Raw genomic sequence first — 20,918 nt, 5'->3', positions numbered from 1 at the left:
ACCGGCAACTCAACCCTGCCCAACCTCGAAATCGGACACCCCGCCCCAAGATCCACCCGAGCCGACCGACCCACCAACGCAATCGGTGGATTCAGGCTGAGCCGCCTGCGTGTCCGGCTCAGGCGCCCTCGACCACCGGCCGGGTTCCGGCCCCGCGCCGCAGCTCGCGGGCGGCCAACCGGGTCAGCGGCGGGAAGGTGTAGAGCGGGCGGCGGCCGGCATCGAGCCCGATGACCTCCAGCAGCCGCCGGTCGAGCAGCTGTTCCAAGACGTGCTCGGCCAGGCTCTCGGGCATCCCCAGGAACCGGCCGACCGTGTCCGCGGTGAAGGTCGGGGTTGGCAGGTCGGCCAGCAGCCGGATCTGGGTGAGCCGGCCCTCCTCGATCGCGTCGAACAACCGGTCCAGGGCCGGTCGGATGTGCAGCGCCCCGGCCTGCAGCCGGTCCAGCCGGGTTGCGTCGGCGTGCAGGTGCGTGACCATCTGCCGCAGCGACCAGTGCGGCTTGCGGCTCAACTGCAGGCTCAGGATCCGCAGGGCCAGGGGGAACCGGCCGCAGCTGTTGACCAGCTCCACCGCCGCCGGCCGCTCCACTCGTACCCGGTCCTGGCCGCCCGCGCGGCCCAGGAACGCCAGCGCCTCGTCCATGCCGAACGGACCGAGATCGATCTGCCGGTTCAGCGGTACCGCGGCCAGTGGTTCGGTGCTGGTGATCAGCACTCCGCAGCCCGCGCCGGCCGGCAGGAGCAGGTGGACCTGTTCGTCGGAGACGGCGTTGTCCAGCACCACCAGCACCCGCCGGCGCGCCAGCATGCTCCGGTACACCTGCGCGCGTTCCTGGGTGTCGCCGGGAATCTGATCGGCGGTGGCGCCCAGGGCCCGCAGGAACCAGGCCAGCACGTCGCGCACGTCCACCCGCGGCCGGCCGGGCCCGCCCAGATCGACGAACAGCTGCCCGTCGGGATACAGCTGGCGGCCCAACTGGGCGACGTGGATGGCCAGCGACGACCGGCCGACACCCGGGGGACCGGAGATCAGCGCCATCCGCGGGCGCCCGTCGCAGGCCACCGCGCACGGGGCCGGGGTGTGCGGCCGGGGCGGGGTCGCCGGGTGCTGGAATCCCAGCCAGCTGCTGAGCCGGGCCGCCTCGGTGCGCCGCCCGGTGAAGTCGGCCAGATCGGGCGGCAGCATGGCCGGCGCCGGCGCCGGCGCCGGCGCTCGGGGGCCGACGGGACCGGTCGGGCCGTCGGCGGACGCGCCAGGCACCGTCGGGCCGTCCGCCGGTTCGGCGACGATCTCCTCGTACAGCTCGGTGAGCAGTGGGCTCGGGTCGACGCCGAGCTCGTCGGCCAGCAGCTCCCGGCCCTCGAAGAAGGTCCGCAGCGCGTCGGCCCGCCGGTGCGAGCGCCACAGGGCGGTCATCAGCTGGGCCCGGAAGCGTTCCCGCAGGGGATGGGCGGCCACCAGCGAGGTGAGTTCGGCGATCAGGCCGCGGCACCGGCCCAGCGACAGTTCGGCCTCGACCCACAGTTCCTGGGTGCTCAGCCGGCTCTCCTCCAACGCCGCGACCTCGGTCTCGGCCAGGAACTCGGTGCCCGATCCCAGGGCCGCGCCCCGCCAGAGGGCCAACGCGGCGGCCAGGTGCAAGGTGGCGACGTCGGGCCGTCCCTGTTCCAGGGTCGCCCGACCCAGCCGGGTGAGGCTGAGGTACTCGTCGAGGTCGAACCAGGCGTGCGGCGCCCGCAGCGCGTAGCCCTGGCCGCTGCGCACCAGCTCGACCTGTTCGCCCAGACTGCGGCGCAACCGGGAGACGTAGGTGTAGATCTGCGCGCTGGAGGTCCGCGGCGGATCCTCACCCCACAACACCGTGCTCAGGGCCGCGTCGGTGACCACCCGGCCCCGGGCCAGCAGCAGGGTGGCCAGCACCGTGCGTTGCTTCGAGCCCCCCAGCTGGACCTCGCTGCCGTGGCAGAAGACCTGGACGGGGCCGAGGATGCGGAATTGCAGGACGGATCTCGGATTGCTGTCGTCCCGGCGCGTCGGTTCGAGACCGGACCCGGAACGGCCGCTCTCGAGATCATTGCCGATAATCGCGAACAATTCCGAGCGGGTTCCCGTCATCGGACACCCCATTCGAAAAGCTGCATATGAAGAAGAGTCCGGTGGGCACTGGGAAGTACCCCATGGCCGGCATTCACTCTTCCAGCGCAGCATGTGCCGCCGACTGGCGCACAAGGCCACTCGATTGAGTGACAGTCGTTGTGACTGAACGGGTTTCCCGGCCGCGATCGGCGCGGCGGAAGCCGGCGCCGTCCGCGGTGCACCAGCCCAGCAGCGCGCCGACCAGCCCGCTGATCCGCGCCAGCACCACGCCGGACGGGGCCACCGCCTCGCCCAGGAAGGCCCCCGGGGTCGCCGGGTCGGGGCCGGCGATCAGCCGAATCCGCGGGTAGGTGGCGGCCAGGGCGCCATCGTTGCGGCCATCGGCAGCCGAATCGAAAAGATCGACACGTTCGATGCGCGACAGCGCGACCAGGGGCCGGGCCGTCCGATCGCCTCCGGCCAGCACCGATGTGCGGGCCAGGCCGTCCAGCAGCAACGCCGGAATCCGGAACCGGTCGAACGGAGCCCGGTAGGCCTCCGGACGCAACACGAACATCGCCTGACCCGCGTGTTCACCACGGACGGGTGACCGCAGGGTGTCCAACGGTCCCGACAACTGCACCGCCGGGTTGGGTTGCAGGTACGGGTCGACGGTCGGCCACCCGGTCGCCAGCACCGCGCGCGGCGGGACCGTGCTGCACCCCGGCCGATCGGCCACCCGGACCTCCAGGTCGGCGTGCACCTGGTCGGCGACCAGCAGCTCGCCCGAGGGTGCCCGGACGTCGGAGGTGATGGTGACTCGTACCGATGTCCCGGTACCGTCGGCAATGTCGGATATTCGGGTCGCTCTCACCCTGATGGCCAACGACTTTCGGGTGGGGTGCAGCCGCAGGAACTTGCGGAAGACCACGTGTTCGAAGGCGATGGCGCGGCGGCCGGGACACAGCGTCTCCGCCGCGGTGGCCGCGAGCTCCAGGGCGAAAGTGCCGGGCAGGGTGGGTCGGCCGTCGACCAGGTGGTGCGCCAGGTAGGGATCGTGGTCCAGGTCGAGCAGGAAGTCGAAGGCCCGGTCGTCGGCGTCGAAGGTCCGGTCGGACGCGCGCAACGATCGCCGGCCGATGGCCGGCGGGAGCAGGTCGGGATCGACCCGGGCGACCCGCGGCCGGGGCCGGTCCGCCGCATCGGCCATCGCGGCCCGCAGCCCGGGGAAACGATCGTCCAGCATCGCCTTCTCGGCCGCGCCGAGGTGGATCGTCACCCGATCGCGGGACGGCCGGTCGAGCTCGCCGAAGAACAGCGCGATGCCCTCGGCCGTCGACATGCCCCCGGAGAACCCCGATCGATGCAGGAACCCGCGGGTGACCGGGTCGGCGGCCAGACCGATGCTGTCCCAGAGGGTCCACCCGATGGTGAACTCCTGGCAGCCGTCGTCCCGGCCGGCCGCCGCCGCGCTGGCCAGCAGGTCGTTGCCGGCGGTGTAGTCGATCTCGCCCGGTTGCCCGGTGAAGCCCAGGATCGAACCGAAGTTGCACCAGGCGAGCGGTGGCCGACCGGCGAAGGCCCGTCGCAGGTGGGCGTAGCCGAGCGCCTTGACGTCGCGGACGGCCCGGAAGTCGGCCAGCCGCTTGCGCTCCAGCGCGGCCGACCGGCTGATCCCGGCCCCGAAGAGCACCAGGTCGACCCGGCCGCTGACGGCCTGGATCTCGTCGACGGTGCGCGCGACCGCCGCCGGATCGGTCAGGTCGCACACCCGGTAGTGCACCGAGCCGGCGCCGCAGAGCCGGGTCAGCTCTTCGAGGGTGGCCCGCGCCTCCCACGCCTGCATGAGCCGGTCGAACACCCGGTTGAGCTCGGCCAGCTTGCGTCCGGATCCGGCGGCGTGCGCGGCCGCGAGGAACTCGGCGCGGGATGGCCGGGCATCGTCGGCGGCCGGATGGTCGAGCCGGTTCGAGCCCAGCACCCACAGCGTCGGGGCCGACCGTTGCGCCAACGCGGTGAGCAGCGCGGCGGTCACGCCGCGGGAGCCGCCGGCGGCGACCACCACCGAGGTGCGATCGAGCCGGAGCGGGCCGGGGCCTTCGCCGGCGTCCGCGCGCGGCACCGGCAGCGGCACGTACCGGCGGCCGGCGGCCAGCACCGTCACCGGCAGCAGCCTGGCCCGGCGCGACTCGGCGACCAGTTCGGCCAGCCCGTCGGCCGCGGACCGGGTCGTGGTCAGCACGGCCATGACGTCCAGATCGGGTCGCTCGGCCCGCAGCGTCTTGAGCATGCCGGTGAAGATCCCGGTGCCGGCCCGCGGGCGCGTGTCGCGCACGGCGTCCAGCGCGAGCAGGCAGCACGATCCACCGGCCGGGCCGGCCGGGTCGGCGAACAGGGCGCGGATCGCCAGGAAGGTCAGATCGGCCAGGGCGAGCGCGGCGGTGAAGCCGGGTTCGGTCGGATCGCGATCCGCCCCCAGGGTGACGATGACCCGCAGCTGCATCAGCGGCCGCCCGAAGGCGGCAATGGCGTCCGTGACGGTGGTTTCGTCCACCGGTCCGGGCAGCGCAACCACCCCGGCGCCGGCGTGCGGGACGGACGAGAGGACCAGGCAGGACGGGTCGACCGGCGGCAGGTCCTCCGGTCGATCGGTGACGATCAGGCAATTGGCCGGCAGCGCGGGCAGGGCGCTGCGGACGTTCTCGCCCTCCCAGCGCCGGTAGGCCACGGCGAACGGTGTCACAGTCGGCGCCGGCACAGTCGGCGCCGGCACGGTCGGCGCCGGCACGGCCGGGGCCGGCGCCGACTCCGGGTCGGCCGGTGCCGCCGGTTCCGCTTCTCCGGCCGGTGTGCGCAGGGCGGCCGTCAACGCCGGTGCGGATCGGTCGGCCGGCCGGTCCGCGACCGGCCGGACCTGCACCGCGACCCGGGCTCCGGTGATCGCGTCGGTGCAGGTGACGACGGAGGTCTGGGGGCGGTCGAGCGCCGCGACCAGCTCGAGGGTGCCCTGCGCGCCCAGGTGGTGCCGGCCGGCCAGCACCGCGGGCGGGGCCGGGACCGGATACTCGGCCGGGTCCCGGCACACGTCGAGCTCGGCCAGCACGGGCAGGTGCTCACGGGTGGCGATGCTGCGCCGGGTGAGCACCAGCAGCACGGCCCCTTCGGCCGGCACGGCCCCGCCCAGCGACTGGCCGAGCAGGCCGCGCAGTTCCGGCGTGCTGTTCCCGTTGACGCCGAGCACCAGGCCGGCGTCCCAGCCGCCGTCCCGGATCCGCTCGATGGCCAGGCCGGTGGCGGCCAGTCCGGATCCGAATCCGGTGTCGACCGTCAGGTTCGACCCGGTGAACCCGAAGTAGTTGGTGATCCGGGCCGGGATGATGTTCGGCATGATCCCGGGAGTCGCGTCCTCGTTGGTCGGTGGGACCAGCGAACAGATCTCGGCCGTGTACGCGGCGAGCGCGGGACGCAGCGCCGCCAGTTGCGGGTCGGCGGAAATGTGCTGGGACAGGTATCGCAGGTAGGTGCGCAGGGCGTAGCCGACGGCGTTGCGGGTGGGCCCCAGGTGGCCGGCGACCACGCCGGTCCGGGCCCCGTGCCGGTCCAGCGCCTGGCCCAGGCCCGGGTCGAGGTCCTGGACGCACTGCATGGCCAGCACCTGGGCGCGGTCGATGGTGTTCAGGGTCGCCGACGGGATCCGGAAGGTACCGACCGGGGGCAGCGGGAACTGCTCGCCGAAGGACGGGTCCGGCGCGGCCGCCGGATCGCCGGCCAGCCAGCGGCGCACGGTGGGTCGGTCGGGTTCGCCGGGCAGCCGGGCGCTCCAGCCGACCAGCACGACCGGATCGTCGTCGACCGGGACGACCGGGTTCACCGCGTACCGGGCGCTCGGCGAGTACTCGCGGACCACGACATGCGCATTGGTGCCGCCGAACCCGAAGCCGGACACCGCGGCCGTCCGCGGCCGATCGGGTGGCTGCGGCCAGGCCTGGTCGGTGGTCGGGATCCGCAACGGGGTGCGCTCCAGCTGCCAAGCGGCCGGCGCGGCGGTGAACCGGCGCTGGCCGGGGATCAGCCGGTGCTGCAGCGCGGTCAGCACGTGGATCAGCGACACGATGCCGGCGACCCACCCGGTGTGCCCGACGATCGACTTGTTCGAGGTGACCCACACTCCGGGATGACCGGCCAGCGCGGCGGTGAGGGTCTTGACCTCCACCTGGTCACCGGCCCGGGTCCCGGTGCCGTGCGCGACCACCCAGTCGACGTCGGTGGCACCGATGCCGGCCGCGGTCCAGGCGCGCTCGATGGCGACCTGCTGCCCCTTGGTGTTCGGCGCGTAGATCGCCTTGCCCCGGCCGTCGGCGGAGGTGCCGACCCCGGTCAGCAGGCCGAGGATGTGATCGCCGTCGGCCCGCGCCCGGTCCAGGGTCTTGAGCACCACCACCGCCGCGCCGTCGGAGAACAGCACACCGTCGGCCTCGGCGTCGAAGGACCGGACGTCGTTGCTGGCGGACAGCCCGTGCAGGCCGGCGAACAACGTCGAGTGACGCGGGCCGACGGCGAACGAGGCGCCGGCCACGGCCACGTCACAGGTGCCGTTGCGCAGCGCCTGGACCGCCGACTCGACCGCGAACAGCGAGGAGCTGCAGGCGGTGTCGAGCATCAGCAGCTCGGTGTCGGCGGGCAGCAGGCCATCCGCCGCGGCCGCGCCGACGGCGTGCGGCAGGCTGTGCCCGGGATCGTCGTTCACGTGCGGCAGCAGCCGCCGCAGGCGGTGCAGCGCGGCGGCCGTCGCCGGATCGGCGGGGTCCAGGCGGGCGGCCAACCGGTGCTCGATGCCCGCCCAGACCATCGCCTCCTCCAGGTGCTGGCTGCCGTCGGCGGTGTAGCCGACGGCGAACAGGTGCCGGTCGTCGGCGCGGCGATGCACGCCGGCCAGCGCCTGCTGCAGGCAATGACGCAGCCAGGCGGTGGTGTAGTCCTGGGCCGGGACGCCGTCCGGCTGCTCGTCGTGGATGAAGCCGAGCGTCCGCGAATAGGTGCTGTCGGGTACGTCGCTGTCCGCGGGGGCCCAGAAGCTCTCGATGTCCCACCGCTCGCCGGGTTCGCTGAACACCGGCCGCTCGCCCAGCAGCAACTGGAAGAACGAGTCGGGATCGGCCGCGCCGGGCACCTTGATGCCCATGCCGACGACGGCGATGCCGGCGCCCGCGCCGATCTCGGACCCCGAGGGAGCGAGAGGCGCCGCCGGGGGGACGGTCTCGGGCGCCGCGACGGCCTGAGGTGTCGCGACAGGCTGGGGCGCCGCGACAGGCTGAGTCTTCGCCACGGGCTCGGGTGCCGCCGACGGCTCCGCGCCGGCGGGGATCGGTCCGGCGGGGGTCGATCCAGCGCTGAGCATGGCGTGCCCCAGCGAGAGCCCGCCGTCGGCGATCAGGCACTGGCCGGTCACCCAGGAGGCCGCGGGGGAGGCCAGGAACAGGACCACCTCGGCCAGTTCGGCCTCGGTGCCGAGCCGGCCCAGCGGCGTCGCGGCGACCACGGTCGAGCGCAGGCGGTCGGCGTCCGGGAACAGCCCGGCCACCGACCCGTCGAGCAGCCCGCCGGAGGCGGTGTTCACCCGGATCCCGGCGCCGGCGAATTCGACGGCCAGGTAGCGGGTGAGTGATTCCAGCGCCGCCTTGGCCGTGCCGACCGCGGTGTACCCGTCCAGCACGAACGGCGAGCCGACCGAGGACAGGTTCACGATCGCCCCGCCCGCCGGCATCAGCCGGGCGGCCCGTTGGGCGCACCAGAGCGAGCCCTTGAGGATGGTGTCGAACGTGCGTGTCCAGTCCCGCTCGTCGAGCTCGGCCAACGGTCGCAGGGCGCCGAGCGCCGCGTTGTTCACCAGGACGTCGAGCCGGCCGACGTCACGGGCGATGGTGTCGAACATCTCGTCGACCTGTTCGCGCTTGGCCACCGAGGCGCGGAGCAGGGTGATGGGCAGCCCCTGGTCGGCCAGTTCGGCCTGCAGCCGTTCGGCCTCGGCCCGCGAATGGAAGTAGTTGACCAGCACGGTCGCGCCGCGACGGGCGAACGCCCGCACCACTTCCCGGCCCACGCCCTTGGCCCCGCCGGTGACCAGCACGACCCGGCCGGCGACCTCGTCCATCGGCATCGCGGTCAGCCCCGCTCGGCGGCGGCGCCGCGCAGCATGAAGTCGACGATCGCGCCGAGCGTGGTCAGCTCGGCCAGCGGAACATCCCGACCCAGCGGCGCGCCGGGCAGCCGTTCGCTGACCCGGGCCAGCAGCTCGGTCTGTTTCACCGAATCGATGCCCAGATCGGCTTCCAGATCGGCCGTCTCGGTGAACACCGACTCCGGGTAGTCCAGCGCGCCGGCGTAGGTCCGGCGCAGATCGGACAGCAGCGCGGCCCGGTCCGCGGTCGGTGCCGGGACCGCCGTCGGGGCCGGGGCGGGGGATGCGACCGGCGAGCCGGGACCGGCCACCTGACGGGCCACGATCGCATCCGCGATGCGACCCAGGGTGGCCAGCTCGGCCAGCCCGATGTCGGCCAGCGCGACCAGCACGCCGAACTCGTCGGACATCCGGGCCAGCAACTCGGTCTGCTTGACCGAGTCGACCCCCAGGTCGGCCTCCAGGTCGGCCTCGTCGGTGAACACCGACTCCGGGTAGTCCAGCGCCGCGGCGTAGGCGGCGCGCAACCGGGCGATCACCTCGGCCCGGCCGGGGGCCGGCGCGCCGATCGGGTCGGCCGCGAGCACGGGGGCGGGGACCACCGGGGCGGGGACCACCGGAGCAGGGACGACCGGGACCAGCGGGGACCCGGCCAGGCCCGGGCAGGGCGGCACCGATACCACCGGCACCGACACCACCGGCACCGGCACCAGCGACCCCACCGGCAGCGACACCACCGGCACCGGGACGACCGGCCCCGTCAACCGGTCGCGGACGTCGGCGATCAACTCCGGGCCGGGCCGGCTGCCGTCGAGGCAGGTCAGCGTCTGCACCCCGGGCACCGTGCGGCGCACCGCCGCCACCAGGGCATCTCGCGCCCCGCACTCGACATACACGGTGTGGCCGCGCTCGTGCAGCCCGCGGATGCCGGTGAGCAGGTCGACCGGCCGGACCAGGTGCCGGGCCAGCAGCTCGGCCAGATCGTCCTCGTCCCGGTAGGCCCGGCCCAGGATCGGCGAGTGGACGCGATACCGCAACGGCCGCACCGGGAGGCCGGCGATCGCCGACCGGAACGAGGCCGCTGCGCCGGCCAGCGCCGGATGGTGGAAGGCGAACGGGGACGCCAGGGCGGTCGTGGCGATGCCCAGCGCGGCCGCGGCCGCGGCGATGCGGGCCAGGGCGGCGCGGGGACCGGACAGCACGGTCTGCCGGGGCGAGTTGCGCACGGCAACGACGACCGACGCGTCGTCGGCGGCCGCGACCAGGGCGGCCGCGACCTCCGCGTGGGTCGACAGCGCCAGCATGCCGCCGTCCGGGCCGGCCGCCGCGGCCAGCCGGTCGGTGCGGGCGGCGACGATCCGGGCCGCGTCGCCGACCGTCCAGGCGCCGGCGGCGGTCAGCGCGCCGATCTCGCCCAGGCTGTGGCCGACCAGCACATCGGAAGGCTCCACCAGGTCGGCGATCTCACCGAACAGCGCGACCGAGGTGCCCAGCAGGGCCAGCTGCAATCCGAGCGGATCCTGCGCGAGCAGCTCGGGCAGGGGCCGACCCGGGCTGCGCAGCAACAGGTCCGACACGCCGCCGGCGTCCCGGGGGACGGCCCGGTCGATCTCGTCGAGCACACCCCGAACCCGGTCATGCTGGGCGAAGGCGGCCATCGCCCCGGGCAGGTAGGCACCCTGTCCGGGGAACAGGAAGACCCGGCGGTTCGTCTCGGACATCGGTGTGTCTCCTTGCTGGCGTCCGCACGCGGCGGCGAACGGTACGAGATGGCGGTCAGGCGATCAGCCGGCCGGCCTCCGCGCGGGAGGCCAGGGCCTTCTTGTCGGTCTTTCCGTTCTGGGTGAGCGGCAACGCGTCCACGAGCTCGCAGTGCCGCGGGATCTTGTACTGCTCGAGCTGCTCCCGGAGCCGGGCGTGGAAGGTGGGCTGATCCAGGTCGGTCACCGCGAACAGCACCGGTTCGGGGTGCTGGGCGGTGGGCGCGAGGACGGCCGCCGCGGTCACTCCGGGCACCCGCAGCGCGGCCGCCTCGACCTCGGTGGCACTGACCCGGAACCCGCGCGACTTGTAGATGTCGTCCCGCCGCCCGACGAAGTACAGGTACCCGTCCTCGTCGAGGTATCCGTAGTCGCCGGAGCGCAGTTCGACGAACAGGTCGTCGACCCGGTGGAAGCGCCGGGCGGTCAGTTCGGGTCGTCGCCAGTACCCGGCCATCACATGCGGTCCCCGGACCACGAACTCGCCGACCTCGCCCGCGGGCAGGGCCGCGCCGTCGTCGTCGACCACGACGACCTCGGTGCCCGGCAGCGGGCGGCCGCACGCCCCGGGCCGGTCCAGGTCGCCGTCCGGGGGCATGATGCTCACCCGCTTGCACTCGGTCAGCCCGAACATCAACTGGATCCGCACGTCCGGCAACAGCCGGCGGAGTCGGGCGATGGTGCTGGCGGGCATGGCGGCGCCGGTGTTGGTGATCAGGCGCAGGTCCACGGTGCCGCCATAGCGTTCGAGCAGCCGGGCCAGGATGGCGGCCAGGGACGGCAGGGCCGGCATCACCGTCGCACCGACCGTGCGCAGCCGGCGCAGCAACCCCAGGCCGGCGTCCTGGGCCGAGCCCAGGTGCAGCTGCGCGCCCCCCAGGGCGGCGAGAAACACCTGGTACAAACCGTAGTCGAACGACAACGGTAGCGGGCAGAACACCACGTCGTCGGGCCGGTAGCCCAGCTGGGACTGGATCGCCCGGGCCGCGAACACCATCTGCGCGTGCGTGGACACCACCGCGTTCGGCATCCCGGTGCTGCCCGAGGTGTAGATCAGGCACGCGGGATCGACGCTCAGCGGCCGCGGCGGATCGGCGGGGGGCGCGGCGGCAATGCCGTCCCGGGTCTGCGCCGCCGACACCACGGGCACGCCGAGCCGCTGCGCCTGGGCCGCCGCGTCCGGGCGGTCGGTGATCAACAGGGTGGGTGCGGTGTCCGCCAGGACGTGCCGGACGGTGGGGTCGGCCAGATCCTCGTGCAGCAGGACGAAGATCGCGCCGATCCGGGCGCAGCCGAACAGGACCGGCACCTGCAGCCGGTGGTCCTGGGCCAGCACCACCACCCGGTCCCGCCGGCCGATGCCGCGCGCCGCCAGCCAGCCCGCCGCCCGCCGGCTCTCGGTGGCCAGGTCGAGGTAGCTGTCGGTTCGGTCGCCGGCGGTCAGCGCGGGTGCCTGCGGCTGCCGGGCCGCGGCGGCGTCCAGCAGGTCGCTCAGCAGGGTGGGTTCCATCGCTTCCCCCTATCGATGATTCGTCCGGTCCGGCGGGAGCTCCGGGACCGGGGCGAGATGACGGGCGGGCCGGGCCGGGGCGGACCAGGTGACCAGGGCCAGCCCGCCCAGGGCCGGCTCGTACTCCACGACGGTGACTCGCCTTGGCCGCTGGCCGGTTTCGGTGGTGTCGTCGAGTACGGCGCCCAGGGCGGCGAAGACCGCGGTGCCCAGCTGATCTCCGGGCGCCCGGCACCAGTTCCATCCGTCCGGCGGCGGCAGGGCCGGTCCGAGGATCACCAGGTCCGGGTGCTCGGCGGCCAGGGCCGGACCGAGCACGTCGGCGACCCGATCGCCGGTCACCCCCGCCCACTGCCGGACCGGCTCGAATCCCAGATCCGGATTCAGGGCGACCGCATGGTCGAACCGCCCGTCGAGGGCGGACAGATCCGGGTCGCGGTAGGGCACCACCGCCTGATCCAGCACGATGACGGCGGCCCGCGACCGGTCGGGCCAGGCCGCGGCGACCTGGAGCGCGGTGAACGGGGCCAGCCGGCCCTGGTCGGACACCGCGAACACCAGCAGGTCCGGCTCGGCCAGCGCCCCGGCGACCGAGTCCCGAGGGTCCAGGTCCGGCGTGACGTGGGCCAGGACCACCAGCTCGAGCGGGCCGCTGGCCTGGATCGGATCGAGCAGCTCCGCGCACATGTCGGCGAACGCATGGCCGACGGGTTCCGGGTCGCCGGGTGGCGGCAGGGGATCGCCGGTCAGGCGCTCGGCCCACATCGGGCGCAGACCCGGACCGGCGGGACGCCCGGCGCTGCGCGGGAAGCGGGCGGCCCGGACCGGTTGGGGCGCGGTCGGTTCGGGGTGGCGCAGCGGCGCCGGCGCGCCGATCACCGCGGTCATCGGGGCCACCGCCCGGCGGTGCCCCGGGCCCGCAGCACCATCGCCGCGTACACCGCACCGAGCCCGACGCTGACCAGCAGGTACGGTCGCCCGGGCGGCAGCAGGTCGGCATCGAGCGCCGAGCGGTAGTTGACGAACGGATCCGCGCAGAAGGAATGCCCGGTGATCGGCACGTTGTCCAGGTAGACCCGGTCCAGCGGCAGGTCCAGCAGGGCGGCCACCCGCACCCAGGATGCTCGATTGACGTTGTGCGGCAGGATCTTCGCCAGATCGGACAGCTCCAGGCCGGCCTTGCGCACGGCCGCCCGGATCACCGCGGCCAGCGTGTCCGGGTAGCGCTGGTGAAACCGGGACCGGGTCGCGGGCGGCATCGCGGTGCCGTCGCGGAACTCCCCGTCCACCCGCCATTCGTAGGACAGCAGCTCGTCACCGTCGCCGGTGCGGCCGACCAGGCAGGCCGCGCTCGATTCGCCCGTCACCGTCGGCGCCGGCATCACCTGGTTGACGGTCGGATCGGCCTTCTCACCGGTGAGGAGCAGGACCAGCGCGTCGGCGTCGTGCGCCGCGAGCAGCCGGCCGGCCAGGTCCAGCGCCAGCAGCCCGGACGCGCAGGCGTGTTGGGTGACCGCGAACCCGACGGCCCCGGACAGGCCGAGCGCGGCCCGGACCGCCTGCACCGGCGGTTCGGCGTGCGGTCCGCTGGGCGGCACGCTCTTGGCGTGCAGGACATAGCGCACCCGGTGGGCGACCCGGTCCAGCGAGGGCAGCGACCGCGCCGCGCGGGCCAGCAGCTCGGCCCCGTCGGCCTCCCGATCGACCCGGTAATCCCGCAGGCCGTAGAACTTCTCGTAGATCTTCACCTCGGACGCGGACAGGTGCAGCTCGCCGGCCACCTCACTCAGCGGACGCCCCACCGGCGGCACGTAGGTCGCCACGGCCTGCAACACGGTCATGCCGCCGCTCCGTCCGGCTGCGCCGGCTGGTCGGCCGGCCCCCGGTTCCGCGGGTCCCGCAGGGCGCCGTCGGCGACGTGCAACAACTGCATGGCCGTGGTGCCCTCCATGAACTCGAACCCGGCGGCGTCCCGCCGCCACTTCTCCAGCAAGGGGTGGTCGAGCAGGGCGCCGCGGCCCAGCCGCGCCGGCAGCCCGGTGGTGACGTCGATGGCCAGCCGGGTCGCGGTCACCTTGGCCAGTGCGGACAGCTGCCCGCGGCCCTCGTCCCGGTCCACCGCGGCGGCCGCCATGAGCAGGAGTCGTTCCGCGGCCGCGATTCTCGCCCGGATGGCGGTCAGGTCGGCGTCGCGCCGGACGGCTGCGTGATCGGTGACGTGCTCGGTGACGTAGTCGCACACCGCGGCCGCCGTCGCCACCGCCATTGCGCCGACCTGCACCCGGACGCTGGCGAAGGCCCGGATCGCACCCCACAGGCCCCGCCGGCTCGGCGGCAGGTGCGCGCCGAGAACGTCCTGCTCGCACACCGGGACGTCGGTGAAGGTCAGCCGGCCGATCCGGGCCCCGCGCAGACCGGCCATCGGTAGCGGCGACCCGACGACGCCGGGGGCATCGGCGGGCACCAGGACCGCCCTGATGTGCAGCGGGCTGGGCCCGGTCCGGGCCAGCACCACCCCGACGCGAGCCCGAGAAGCGTTGCCGACATACAGCTTCGAGCCGGACAGACGCAGGCCGTCCGGGGTGCGCCGGAGCTGCGTGCGCAACCCGAGCACGTCGCTGCCGCCCTGCGGCTCGGTGATCGCGCAGAAGGCCCACGACCGGCCGTCGGCCAGCGCGGACCGGAACCGGTCGCGCTGGGCCTCGTCGGCCAGCAGATCGACGACCACCCCGGCCACCGACGGACCCGGGCTGGCCAGCAGCACGCCGGCATCGCCACGGGCCGCCTCGAGCGTGGCGACGGTCAGCCGGCGGCACCGGTCCGGCTGCGGCTGCGCCGGCCCCATGCTGATCGCGTGCACCATGCGCATGCCGGGGGAGTCGACATGTCGGGCCACCTGCGCCGGATGGGCGTCCACGTCCAACGCGCGGCTGCGCAGATCCGGGGCAATGGCCCGGGCCTGCGCCCGCACCTCGTCGAGCCGCTCGTCCCCCTTGCTCACGCGGCCTGCCCCAGGCCGGGCGGCGCATACACGTCGCGGAGCAGTGGGACCAGCCGCAACCCGCGGGCGGGATGATCGTCCAGGTACCCCGACGCCCCGAACAACCGGCTCAGCGCCTGGTCGGCGCGGTCGAGTTCGCCGTGCCAGAAGTCGGTCTCGGCGTCGGCCGGCCGGCTCGGCAGCGCGGGCAACACGGTCTCGACAGTCTCGACGGTGATCGCGATCTCGGCGATCTCGGCTCGCACCAGCTGCCGCTCGGTCAGCGGGGCCCCGTCCGAGATTCGCCCGGCCAGCTCCTCGATGGCCCGGCCCAGCAGCCGCCGAGTCAGCCCCGCCCGCACCGCCAGCAATGCGGCGGGCCAGCTGAAGCCGTCCGCCTCGACATCCGCGGCGACCCGCCGGGCGGTGGCCGGTGTCGAGGCCGCCAACCGGCTCACCCGGACCAGCACGAGGTGTTCGCTGCGGGCCAGCTCATGCGGTTCGATCTCGACCCGGCATCGCCCGGCCGGCAGCTGCATGTCCGGCAGCGACCACCCGACGACCACCGGCAGCAGGCCGGGGGGCAGCAGGGTGCGGCCACCGGCGCTGCAGGGCACCGGGGCCTGCAGATCGAACGCCGCCGTCAGGCCGGCGGCCAGGCCGTCACGACGGGCGACGGCGGCGATGTCGGGCCGGGCGATGGAGTGGATCACGGCACCGACGCCATTCGGGTCAGGTAGTCGCACAGGGTGCCGACCGTCCGGAACACCTCCGGATCGAGGTCGTCCGGATCGACCACGAAGGTCGCGAGATCCTCCAACTCCATGAGCAGTTCGAGCATCCCGGTGGAATCGAGCCCGAGGGCCGGCAGCGGGGTCTCCGCATCCAGCGCGGGCAGGTCACGTCGGGTCACCTTCTCGACTGCGACCCGGATGTGTTCGATGGCCTGGCGACGTTCCATGGGGCGAGTCCTGACGTGGTGGTAGTGCTGCCCGCGCAGCAGGTCGAGTGGGTTGTCCCGGCGGCGGACGAGATGGCCGTCGCCGTCGTGCAGGAGAACTTCGGCGGCATATCCGTGGCTGAGGAAACGTCCGGGCGACGCGCTGGCGGCATAGGCGCCGGACCGGCCGATCCCGATCAGGTCGCCGACCTGCAGTTGCGGCAGCTCGACGTTGCGGGCCAGGGTGTCGTTGGGGGTGCACAGCGAACCGGTCACCTGCCAGGCGCCGGCCGGCGCCGCCGAGGTCCGGTTGAGCAGGCGGACCGGGAAGTTGCGCGGCACCACCGAGCCGATGCCGGCGGCCGCCTGGTGATGATGGGTGCCGCCGTCCGTGCTGGCGAACCACTGACCCATGGATTGCTTCACCGCTCCGACGCGCACCACGTACTCACCGGCCCGGGCGGCCAGGAACCGGCCGGATTCGCACATCAGCCGCACCCGTGGATGACGCTGCCGGAACGAGGCGACGAGCGGCTCCAGCTCCGCCCGGACCCCGCTCAGATCCGGGTCGGACTCGCCGGCGAAGTACGCCACCCCGACCCCGCCTCCGACATCGACGGCGGCGAGCCGGATGCCGGTCACCGCGGCGATCCGCTCGGCCAGTTCGAGGGTGGCCCGCACGTTCTCGGTGAACAGCGACGCGTCGAGCAGTCGCGTGCCCAGGTAGACGTGGATGCCGCAGACGTCGAGCTGGGGGAACCGTTCGGGGACCGATCCGCAATGCTCCAGCTGACTCTCGTCGATGCCGAACTGGCGCGGCTTGCCGCCCATCGACAGCCCGGCGCCGGTGGTGCCGCGCCGGGGGTTGACCCGCAGCATGACCCGCGGCCGGACCTGCCGGCTCCGGGCGATCCGGTCGAGTTCGCCGAGTTCGTCGAAGGACTCGGCCACGATCGCGTAGATGCCGGCCGTCAGGCAGGCCTCCAGGTCGGTCGCCGACTTGCTCGGGCCGAGGAAGATGATGTCGGCCGGGTCGATCCCGGCCAGCAACGCCGTCCGCAGTTCGGCCCGCGAGCACACCTCGGCCCGGGCGCCCGCGGCGGCCAGCACCCCGACCACCGACACGTTCGGATTCGCCTTGAGCGAGTAGAAGATCTCGACGGCCGGCGGCAGGGCCTCCCGCAGCTCGCCGAACGAAGCGGCCAGCACCTCGGCGTCGTAGACGAACAGGGGGGTGCCGAAGCGGGCGGCCAGCGCGGTGCACCGGGCAGCGTCGAGCGGTTGCGTGCGCGCCATCCCCCGACCTCCTGCCCCCACGGCGCCGATTGCCGGCATCCCGGCGGTCCGGCGCCCGGCAGAAGCGAGCAGCCACCGCCGGCGGGCCGGCCTGTTGGACTCACGGTGGGGGCGGGCACCATGTTTTTTCTATACCTGGCGGGCTTGACGAACGGCCCGTCCCGATATAGCGGCGATGTAGCCGGCCCCCGCAGGCTCGACCGCGAGAAAGCCCGGTGCGCAAACCGCGCCCGGGCCGGACGACGGGGGAGCGACGGTGGGGGTGCTCACGGATCCGGGCGCGGTGCGCGCGGCCGAGCTGCCGATCTCGGTCGGGCAGCAGGCGCTGTGGATGCTGCATCGGCTGGCCCCCGGCAGCGCCGCCTACAACGACGCGGGAGCGGCGAGATTCATCCCGTCGCCTGATGTCTCGGCCCTGACCGAGGCCGTCGAGATCGTCACCGAACGGCACGACCTGCTGCGCTCGCGCTTCGTGGAGGACGACGGGATGCCGGTGCGCCTGGTCGATGCGACCGGGCCGGGGCTACGGGTCGACGACGTCGGCACCGTGGACGACCGGCAGCTGGCCGACCTGGTGGCCACGGTGGCCGGGGAGCCGTACGACCTGGCCCGCGGCACCGCCCGGTTCCGGTTGCTGCGGCGCGCGGCCGGCGACGCGGTCCTGGTCTGCGGCAACCACCACATCGCCAGCGACGCCGCCTCCCAGTTCGTGCTCTGGCGCGACCTGCTGACGGCCTACCAGGCCCGGTCCGCCGGTCGCCGCCCCGACCTGCCCGCCCTGACCTGGACCTGGAACGACCAGGTGGCGGCCGAGCGGCGCAAGCTGGCCGGCCCGCAGCGGGCGAGCTGGACCAGCTACTGGCGGACCGTGGGCCGGCAGGTGCCGGCGGGCGAACTCCCTTCGGATCGGCCACGTCCCGCGCGACCGGCGTACCAGGGGGACACCGTCACGGTCGAGGTGCCGGCGACCCTGGAACGGGCGGTGCAGGACCGCGCAATGACCCTGGGGGTCACGCCGTTCGCCGTCCAGCTGGCCGCCCTGCAGGCGTTGATCCATGCGACCGGTGGGGCCCGGGACTTCCTGATCGGCTGCCCGATGAGCCTGCGCCGGAGCCGGCCGACACTGCCGGCGATCGGCTACTACGTCAACATGGTGCTGCTGCGGGCCACGGTCGACCCCGGCGGCTCGGCCGCCGACCTCGTCCAGGCTGCGGCCCGTGAGCTGCGCGCGGCGGCGGCCGCCGCGGCCCTGCCGTACCCGCACATCGTCCGCGCCCTGGACCGGGGCCGGGACGCCGGACCGCCGTACCGGATCGCGATCACCCAGGTCGATGCCCGGCTCGCGTTCGGGCCGGACCGATTCGACGGCGTGGTGCACCCTTTCGAGGTGCCCCGGCTGCAGGGGCAGTACGACCTGGGGGTGGAGATCGCCCGGGGCGAGCACTCGTCGGAGATCGCGTTCCGGTACGACCGGGAACTCTTTGCCGAGTCCACGATCCGCCGCTATCTCGGGGCGTACCTGCGGATCCTGGCCGCGGCGGCCCACGATCCGGGGACGCCCGTCGGCCGGCTCGACGCGGTGGTCGAGCCACCGATAGTTCGGATATAGAGCACTCGGCCACAGTGAGGTCGGGGGCGAACGGCCGGGGGAGATCGCACCGGCTGATGACCCGGGCCTGCACGGGCAATCAATCGGCAACGATCGCAAGGAACAGATGACATGGCCGTCCGGAGACCGCTCAAGGGCATTCTCTCCGCGATCGGGGACACCCCGCTGGTGGAGATGGGATGCCTCGTTCCGGGTTTCGACTTCCGGCTGTTCGCCAAGATGGAGCGGTTCAACCCGGGTGGCTCGGTGAAGGATCGATCCGCGCTGGCCATGCTGCAGGCCAAGATTCTCGACGGCGGGGTCCGGCCCGGCCGGACCGTGGTGATCGAATCCAGCTCCGGCAACCTGGCCATCGGTCTGGCCCAGATCTGCTGCTACTACGGCATCGATCTGATCTGCGTCGTCGATGCCAAGACGACCACGCAGAACCTGGCCATCCTGCGGGCCTACGGCGCGCGGGTCGAGGTGGTGACCGACCGGGATCCGGCCACCGGCGAGTACCTGCCCGAACGGGTCCGTCGGGTCCGCCACCTGCTCGACACCCTGCCCCACGCCTACTCGCCCAACCAGTACGCGAACCTGCGCAATCCGGCCGCCCACGAGAACACCATGCGCGAGATCGCCGAGGCGCTGGACGGCCGGGTGGACTTCCTGTTCGCCGCGGCGGGTACCTTCGGCACGCTGCGCGGCTGCGTCGGATACCTGCGGGCGCAAGGCCTGCCGACCCGGGTGATCGCGGTGGATGCGGTGGGCAGTGTCCTGTTTCACACCACCCCCGGACGCCGGCTGATTCCCGGGCATGGCGCGGCGATCCGGCCGGCGTTGCTGGACCCGAGCCTGGTCGACGACGTCGTGCACGTCACCGACCTGGAGTGCATCGTGGCCTGCCGGGCCCTGACCCGGCAGGAGGGCATCCTGGCCGGTGGCTCGTCCGGGGCGACGATCGCCGCGGTCCGCCGGTTCGCCCCGCGCATCCCGGCCGGCTCGACGGTGGTGGCGATCTTTCCCGACGGTGGCGACCGCTACCTGGACACCATCTATTCCGACCCCTGGGTGGCCGAGCACTTCGGCGCCGACGCGCTGCAACTCTGGCAGCGCCCGATCATCGAGGACGTGGCCTGGTGCTGATCCTGCGTGCCCACGACGTCGCCGACGCCCTGGCCGGCCGCGAACTCGACGTCATCGACGTCATCGAGCAGACCTACCGCGCGCACGCCACCGGCCGGACCGCGGTGCCGCACTCGGTGTTCCTGCGCTTTCCCGATCAGCCGCGGGAGCGGATCATCGCCCTCCCGGCGTTCGTCGGCGGGCCGCACGCCGCCGCCGGGGTCAAGTGGGTCTCCTCCTTCCCCGGCAACGTGGTAGCCGGAACACCGCGGGCCAGTGCGGTTCTCGTGTTGAACTCGCTGCTGGACGGCCGGCCGCAGGCATTGCTGGAGGCCTCACAGCTCTCGGCCGCCCGGACCGGCGCCGGTGCCGCGCTGGCCGCGCGAACCCTGGCGGCCGGACGGCCGCTGCGGGGCGCCGGCCTCGTCGGCACCGGCGTCATCAACGTCGAGGTGCTCCGGTATCTGGTCGCGGTCGCCCCGGAGCTGACCTGCGTCACCGTTTTCGACCGAGACCCGCAGCGGGCCGCCGCCTTCGCGGCGCAGGCGCGGGAGCTGGTGCCGACGGTCGAGATCGCTGACCACGTCGACCAGGCACTGGCCCGGCACGACCTGATCAGCCTGGCCACCACCGCCGCCGAACCGCACCTCGACCTGGGCGCCTGCCGGCCGGGTGCACTGGTGCTGCACATCTCGCTGCGGGACATTGCCGTGGCGACCATCCGCAACGCCTACAACGTGGTCGACGACGCCGACCACGTCTGCCGCGAGCGCACCTCGCTGCACCTGGCCCAGCTGCAGACCGGTGACCGATCGTTCATCGGGGCCGGCCTGGGCGACCTGCTGACCGGCGCGACGCCGCTGCCGGCCGCCGACGGCCGGCTGGTGATCTTCTCACCCTTCGGCCTGGGGGCGCTGGACATCGCGCTCGCCCACTACGTCCGGAGCCGGGCGCAGGCCAACGGGGCCGGCGTCGAGGTCCCGGATTTCCTGCCGAGCCAACCGGTCTCGGCCACCCACTGATCCAAGGAGCAGGCATGTCCGACAACGTCACCACCCACAACGGCACCACCAACAACGGCAACAACAGCAACGGCGCGAACAACAACGTCCAGAACAACAATGCCCCGAACAACAACGGCGCGAACAACAACGGCATCAACGCCGTGAACAACAACAACGTGAACAACAACAACGCGAACAACAACAACGCGAACAACAACAACGCCGTGCACAACACCAACGCGGGCGAGAACGAGCCGATCTACCTGGTGGTGCGCAACGCCGAGGAGCAGTACTCGATCTGGCCGGCCGGGCGCGACGTGCCCGCGGGCTGGGAGGCGGACGGCACCGTCGGCCCGAAGGATGCGTGCCTGGCGCACATCACCGAGGTCTGGACGGACATGCGTCCGCTGAGCCTGCGGCGCCGCATGGACCTGGCGCACGCCTAGCCCACCGG

Annotated in this window: 13 protein-coding genes; 4 read left to right on the top strand and 9 right to left on the bottom strand. The window is 73.5% G+C overall.

Annotated features, from left to right (window positions below; translation table 11 throughout):
- Window positions 1–118: 118 nt before the first annotated feature.
- The 9 genes from NAMU_RS19230 to NAMU_RS19190 all read right to left on the bottom strand — a co-directional run bounded on the left by NAMU_RS19230 (window position 119) and on the right by NAMU_RS19190 (window position 16,744).
- A complete protein-coding gene (locus NAMU_RS19230) occupies window positions 119–2,119 on the bottom strand; it encodes an AfsR/SARP family transcriptional regulator (protein WP_015749009.1) in 2,001 nt (666 codons plus the stop codon).
- 73 nt (window positions 2,120–2,192) lie between these two features.
- Window positions 2,193–8,237, bottom strand: a complete 6,045-nt coding sequence (locus NAMU_RS19225) for an SDR family oxidoreductase (RefSeq protein ID WP_015749008.1) — start codon at window positions 8,235–8,237, stop codon at window positions 2,193–2,195.
- A gap of 5 nt (window positions 8,238–8,242) precedes the next feature.
- Window positions 8,243–9,979: an acyltransferase domain-containing protein gene (locus tag NAMU_RS19220; RefSeq protein WP_015749007.1), complete on the bottom strand. Its 1,737-nt coding sequence runs from the start codon at window positions 9,977–9,979 to the stop codon at window positions 8,243–8,245.
- Between the two features lie 55 nt (window positions 9,980–10,034).
- Window positions 10,035–11,528, bottom strand: coding sequence for a class I adenylate-forming enzyme family protein (locus NAMU_RS19215; RefSeq protein WP_015749006.1), 1,494 nt, complete (start codon window positions 11,526–11,528; stop codon window positions 10,035–10,037).
- 9 nt (window positions 11,529–11,537) lie between these two features.
- The gene (locus NAMU_RS27645; protein WP_015749005.1) at window positions 11,538–12,416 is read right to left on the bottom strand and encodes a hypothetical protein; all 879 of its coding nucleotides are present in this window, start codon (window positions 12,414–12,416) and stop codon (window positions 11,538–11,540) included.
- Window positions 12,413–13,369 (bottom strand): 3-oxoacyl-[acyl-carrier-protein] synthase III C-terminal domain-containing protein, encoded by a 957-nt coding sequence (locus NAMU_RS19205; protein ID WP_015749004.1) that lies wholly within the window; start codon window positions 13,367–13,369, stop codon window positions 12,413–12,415. The genes NAMU_RS27645 and NAMU_RS19205 overlap by 4 nt, the downstream gene beginning before the upstream one ends.
- A complete protein-coding gene (locus NAMU_RS19200; RefSeq protein ID WP_015749003.1) occupies window positions 13,366–14,529 on the bottom strand; it encodes an acyl-CoA dehydrogenase family protein in 1,164 nt (387 codons plus the stop codon). Before NAMU_RS19200 ends, NAMU_RS19205 begins: the two co-directional genes overlap by 4 nt.
- A complete protein-coding gene (locus tag NAMU_RS27640) occupies window positions 14,526–15,221 on the bottom strand; it encodes an acyl-CoA dehydrogenase family protein (protein WP_015749002.1) in 696 nt (231 codons plus the stop codon). Before NAMU_RS27640 ends, NAMU_RS19200 begins: the two co-directional genes overlap by 4 nt.
- Complete coding sequence (locus tag NAMU_RS19190) at window positions 15,218–16,744, bottom strand: phosphopantetheine-binding protein (protein ID WP_015749001.1); 1,527 nt, start codon at window positions 16,742–16,744, stop codon at window positions 15,218–15,220. The genes NAMU_RS27640 and NAMU_RS19190 overlap by 4 nt, the downstream gene beginning before the upstream one ends.
- Before the next feature lie 256 nt (window positions 16,745–17,000).
- On the opposite strand from NAMU_RS19190, the gene NAMU_RS19185 reads away from it, so the two are divergent.
- The 4 genes from NAMU_RS19185 to NAMU_RS31925 all read left to right on the top strand — a co-directional run bounded on the left by NAMU_RS19185 (window position 17,001) and on the right by NAMU_RS31925 (window position 20,910).
- Entirely contained in the window at window positions 17,001–18,353 is a 1,353-nt protein-coding gene (locus NAMU_RS19185) for a condensation domain-containing protein (RefSeq protein ID WP_015749000.1), read from the top strand.
- 111 nt (window positions 18,354–18,464) lie between these two features.
- The gene (sbnA, locus tag NAMU_RS19180) at window positions 18,465–19,481 is read left to right on the top strand and encodes a 2,3-diaminopropionate biosynthesis protein SbnA (RefSeq protein ID WP_015748999.1); all 1,017 of its coding nucleotides are present in this window, start codon (window positions 18,465–18,467) and stop codon (window positions 19,479–19,481) included.
- Window positions 19,475–20,482, top strand: a complete 1,008-nt coding sequence (gene sbnB / locus NAMU_RS19175) for a 2,3-diaminopropionate biosynthesis protein SbnB (RefSeq protein WP_015748998.1) — start codon at window positions 19,475–19,477, stop codon at window positions 20,480–20,482. The genes sbnA and sbnB overlap by 7 nt, the downstream gene beginning before the upstream one ends.
- A gap of 206 nt (window positions 20,483–20,688) precedes the next feature.
- The gene (locus tag NAMU_RS31925) at window positions 20,689–20,910 is read left to right on the top strand and encodes an MbtH family protein (RefSeq protein ID WP_041371018.1); all 222 of its coding nucleotides are present in this window, start codon (window positions 20,689–20,691) and stop codon (window positions 20,908–20,910) included.
- Window positions 20,911–20,918 lie beyond the last annotated feature (8 nt).

The sequence above is a fragment of the Nakamurella multipartita DSM 44233 genome (assembly GCF_000024365.1).
Taxonomy (GTDB): domain Bacteria; phylum Actinomycetota; class Actinomycetes; order Mycobacteriales; family Nakamurellaceae; genus Nakamurella; species Nakamurella multipartita.
The sequence above is the reverse complement of the archived record's forward strand: the minus strand, read 5'-3'. Positions and strand labels throughout refer to the sequence as shown.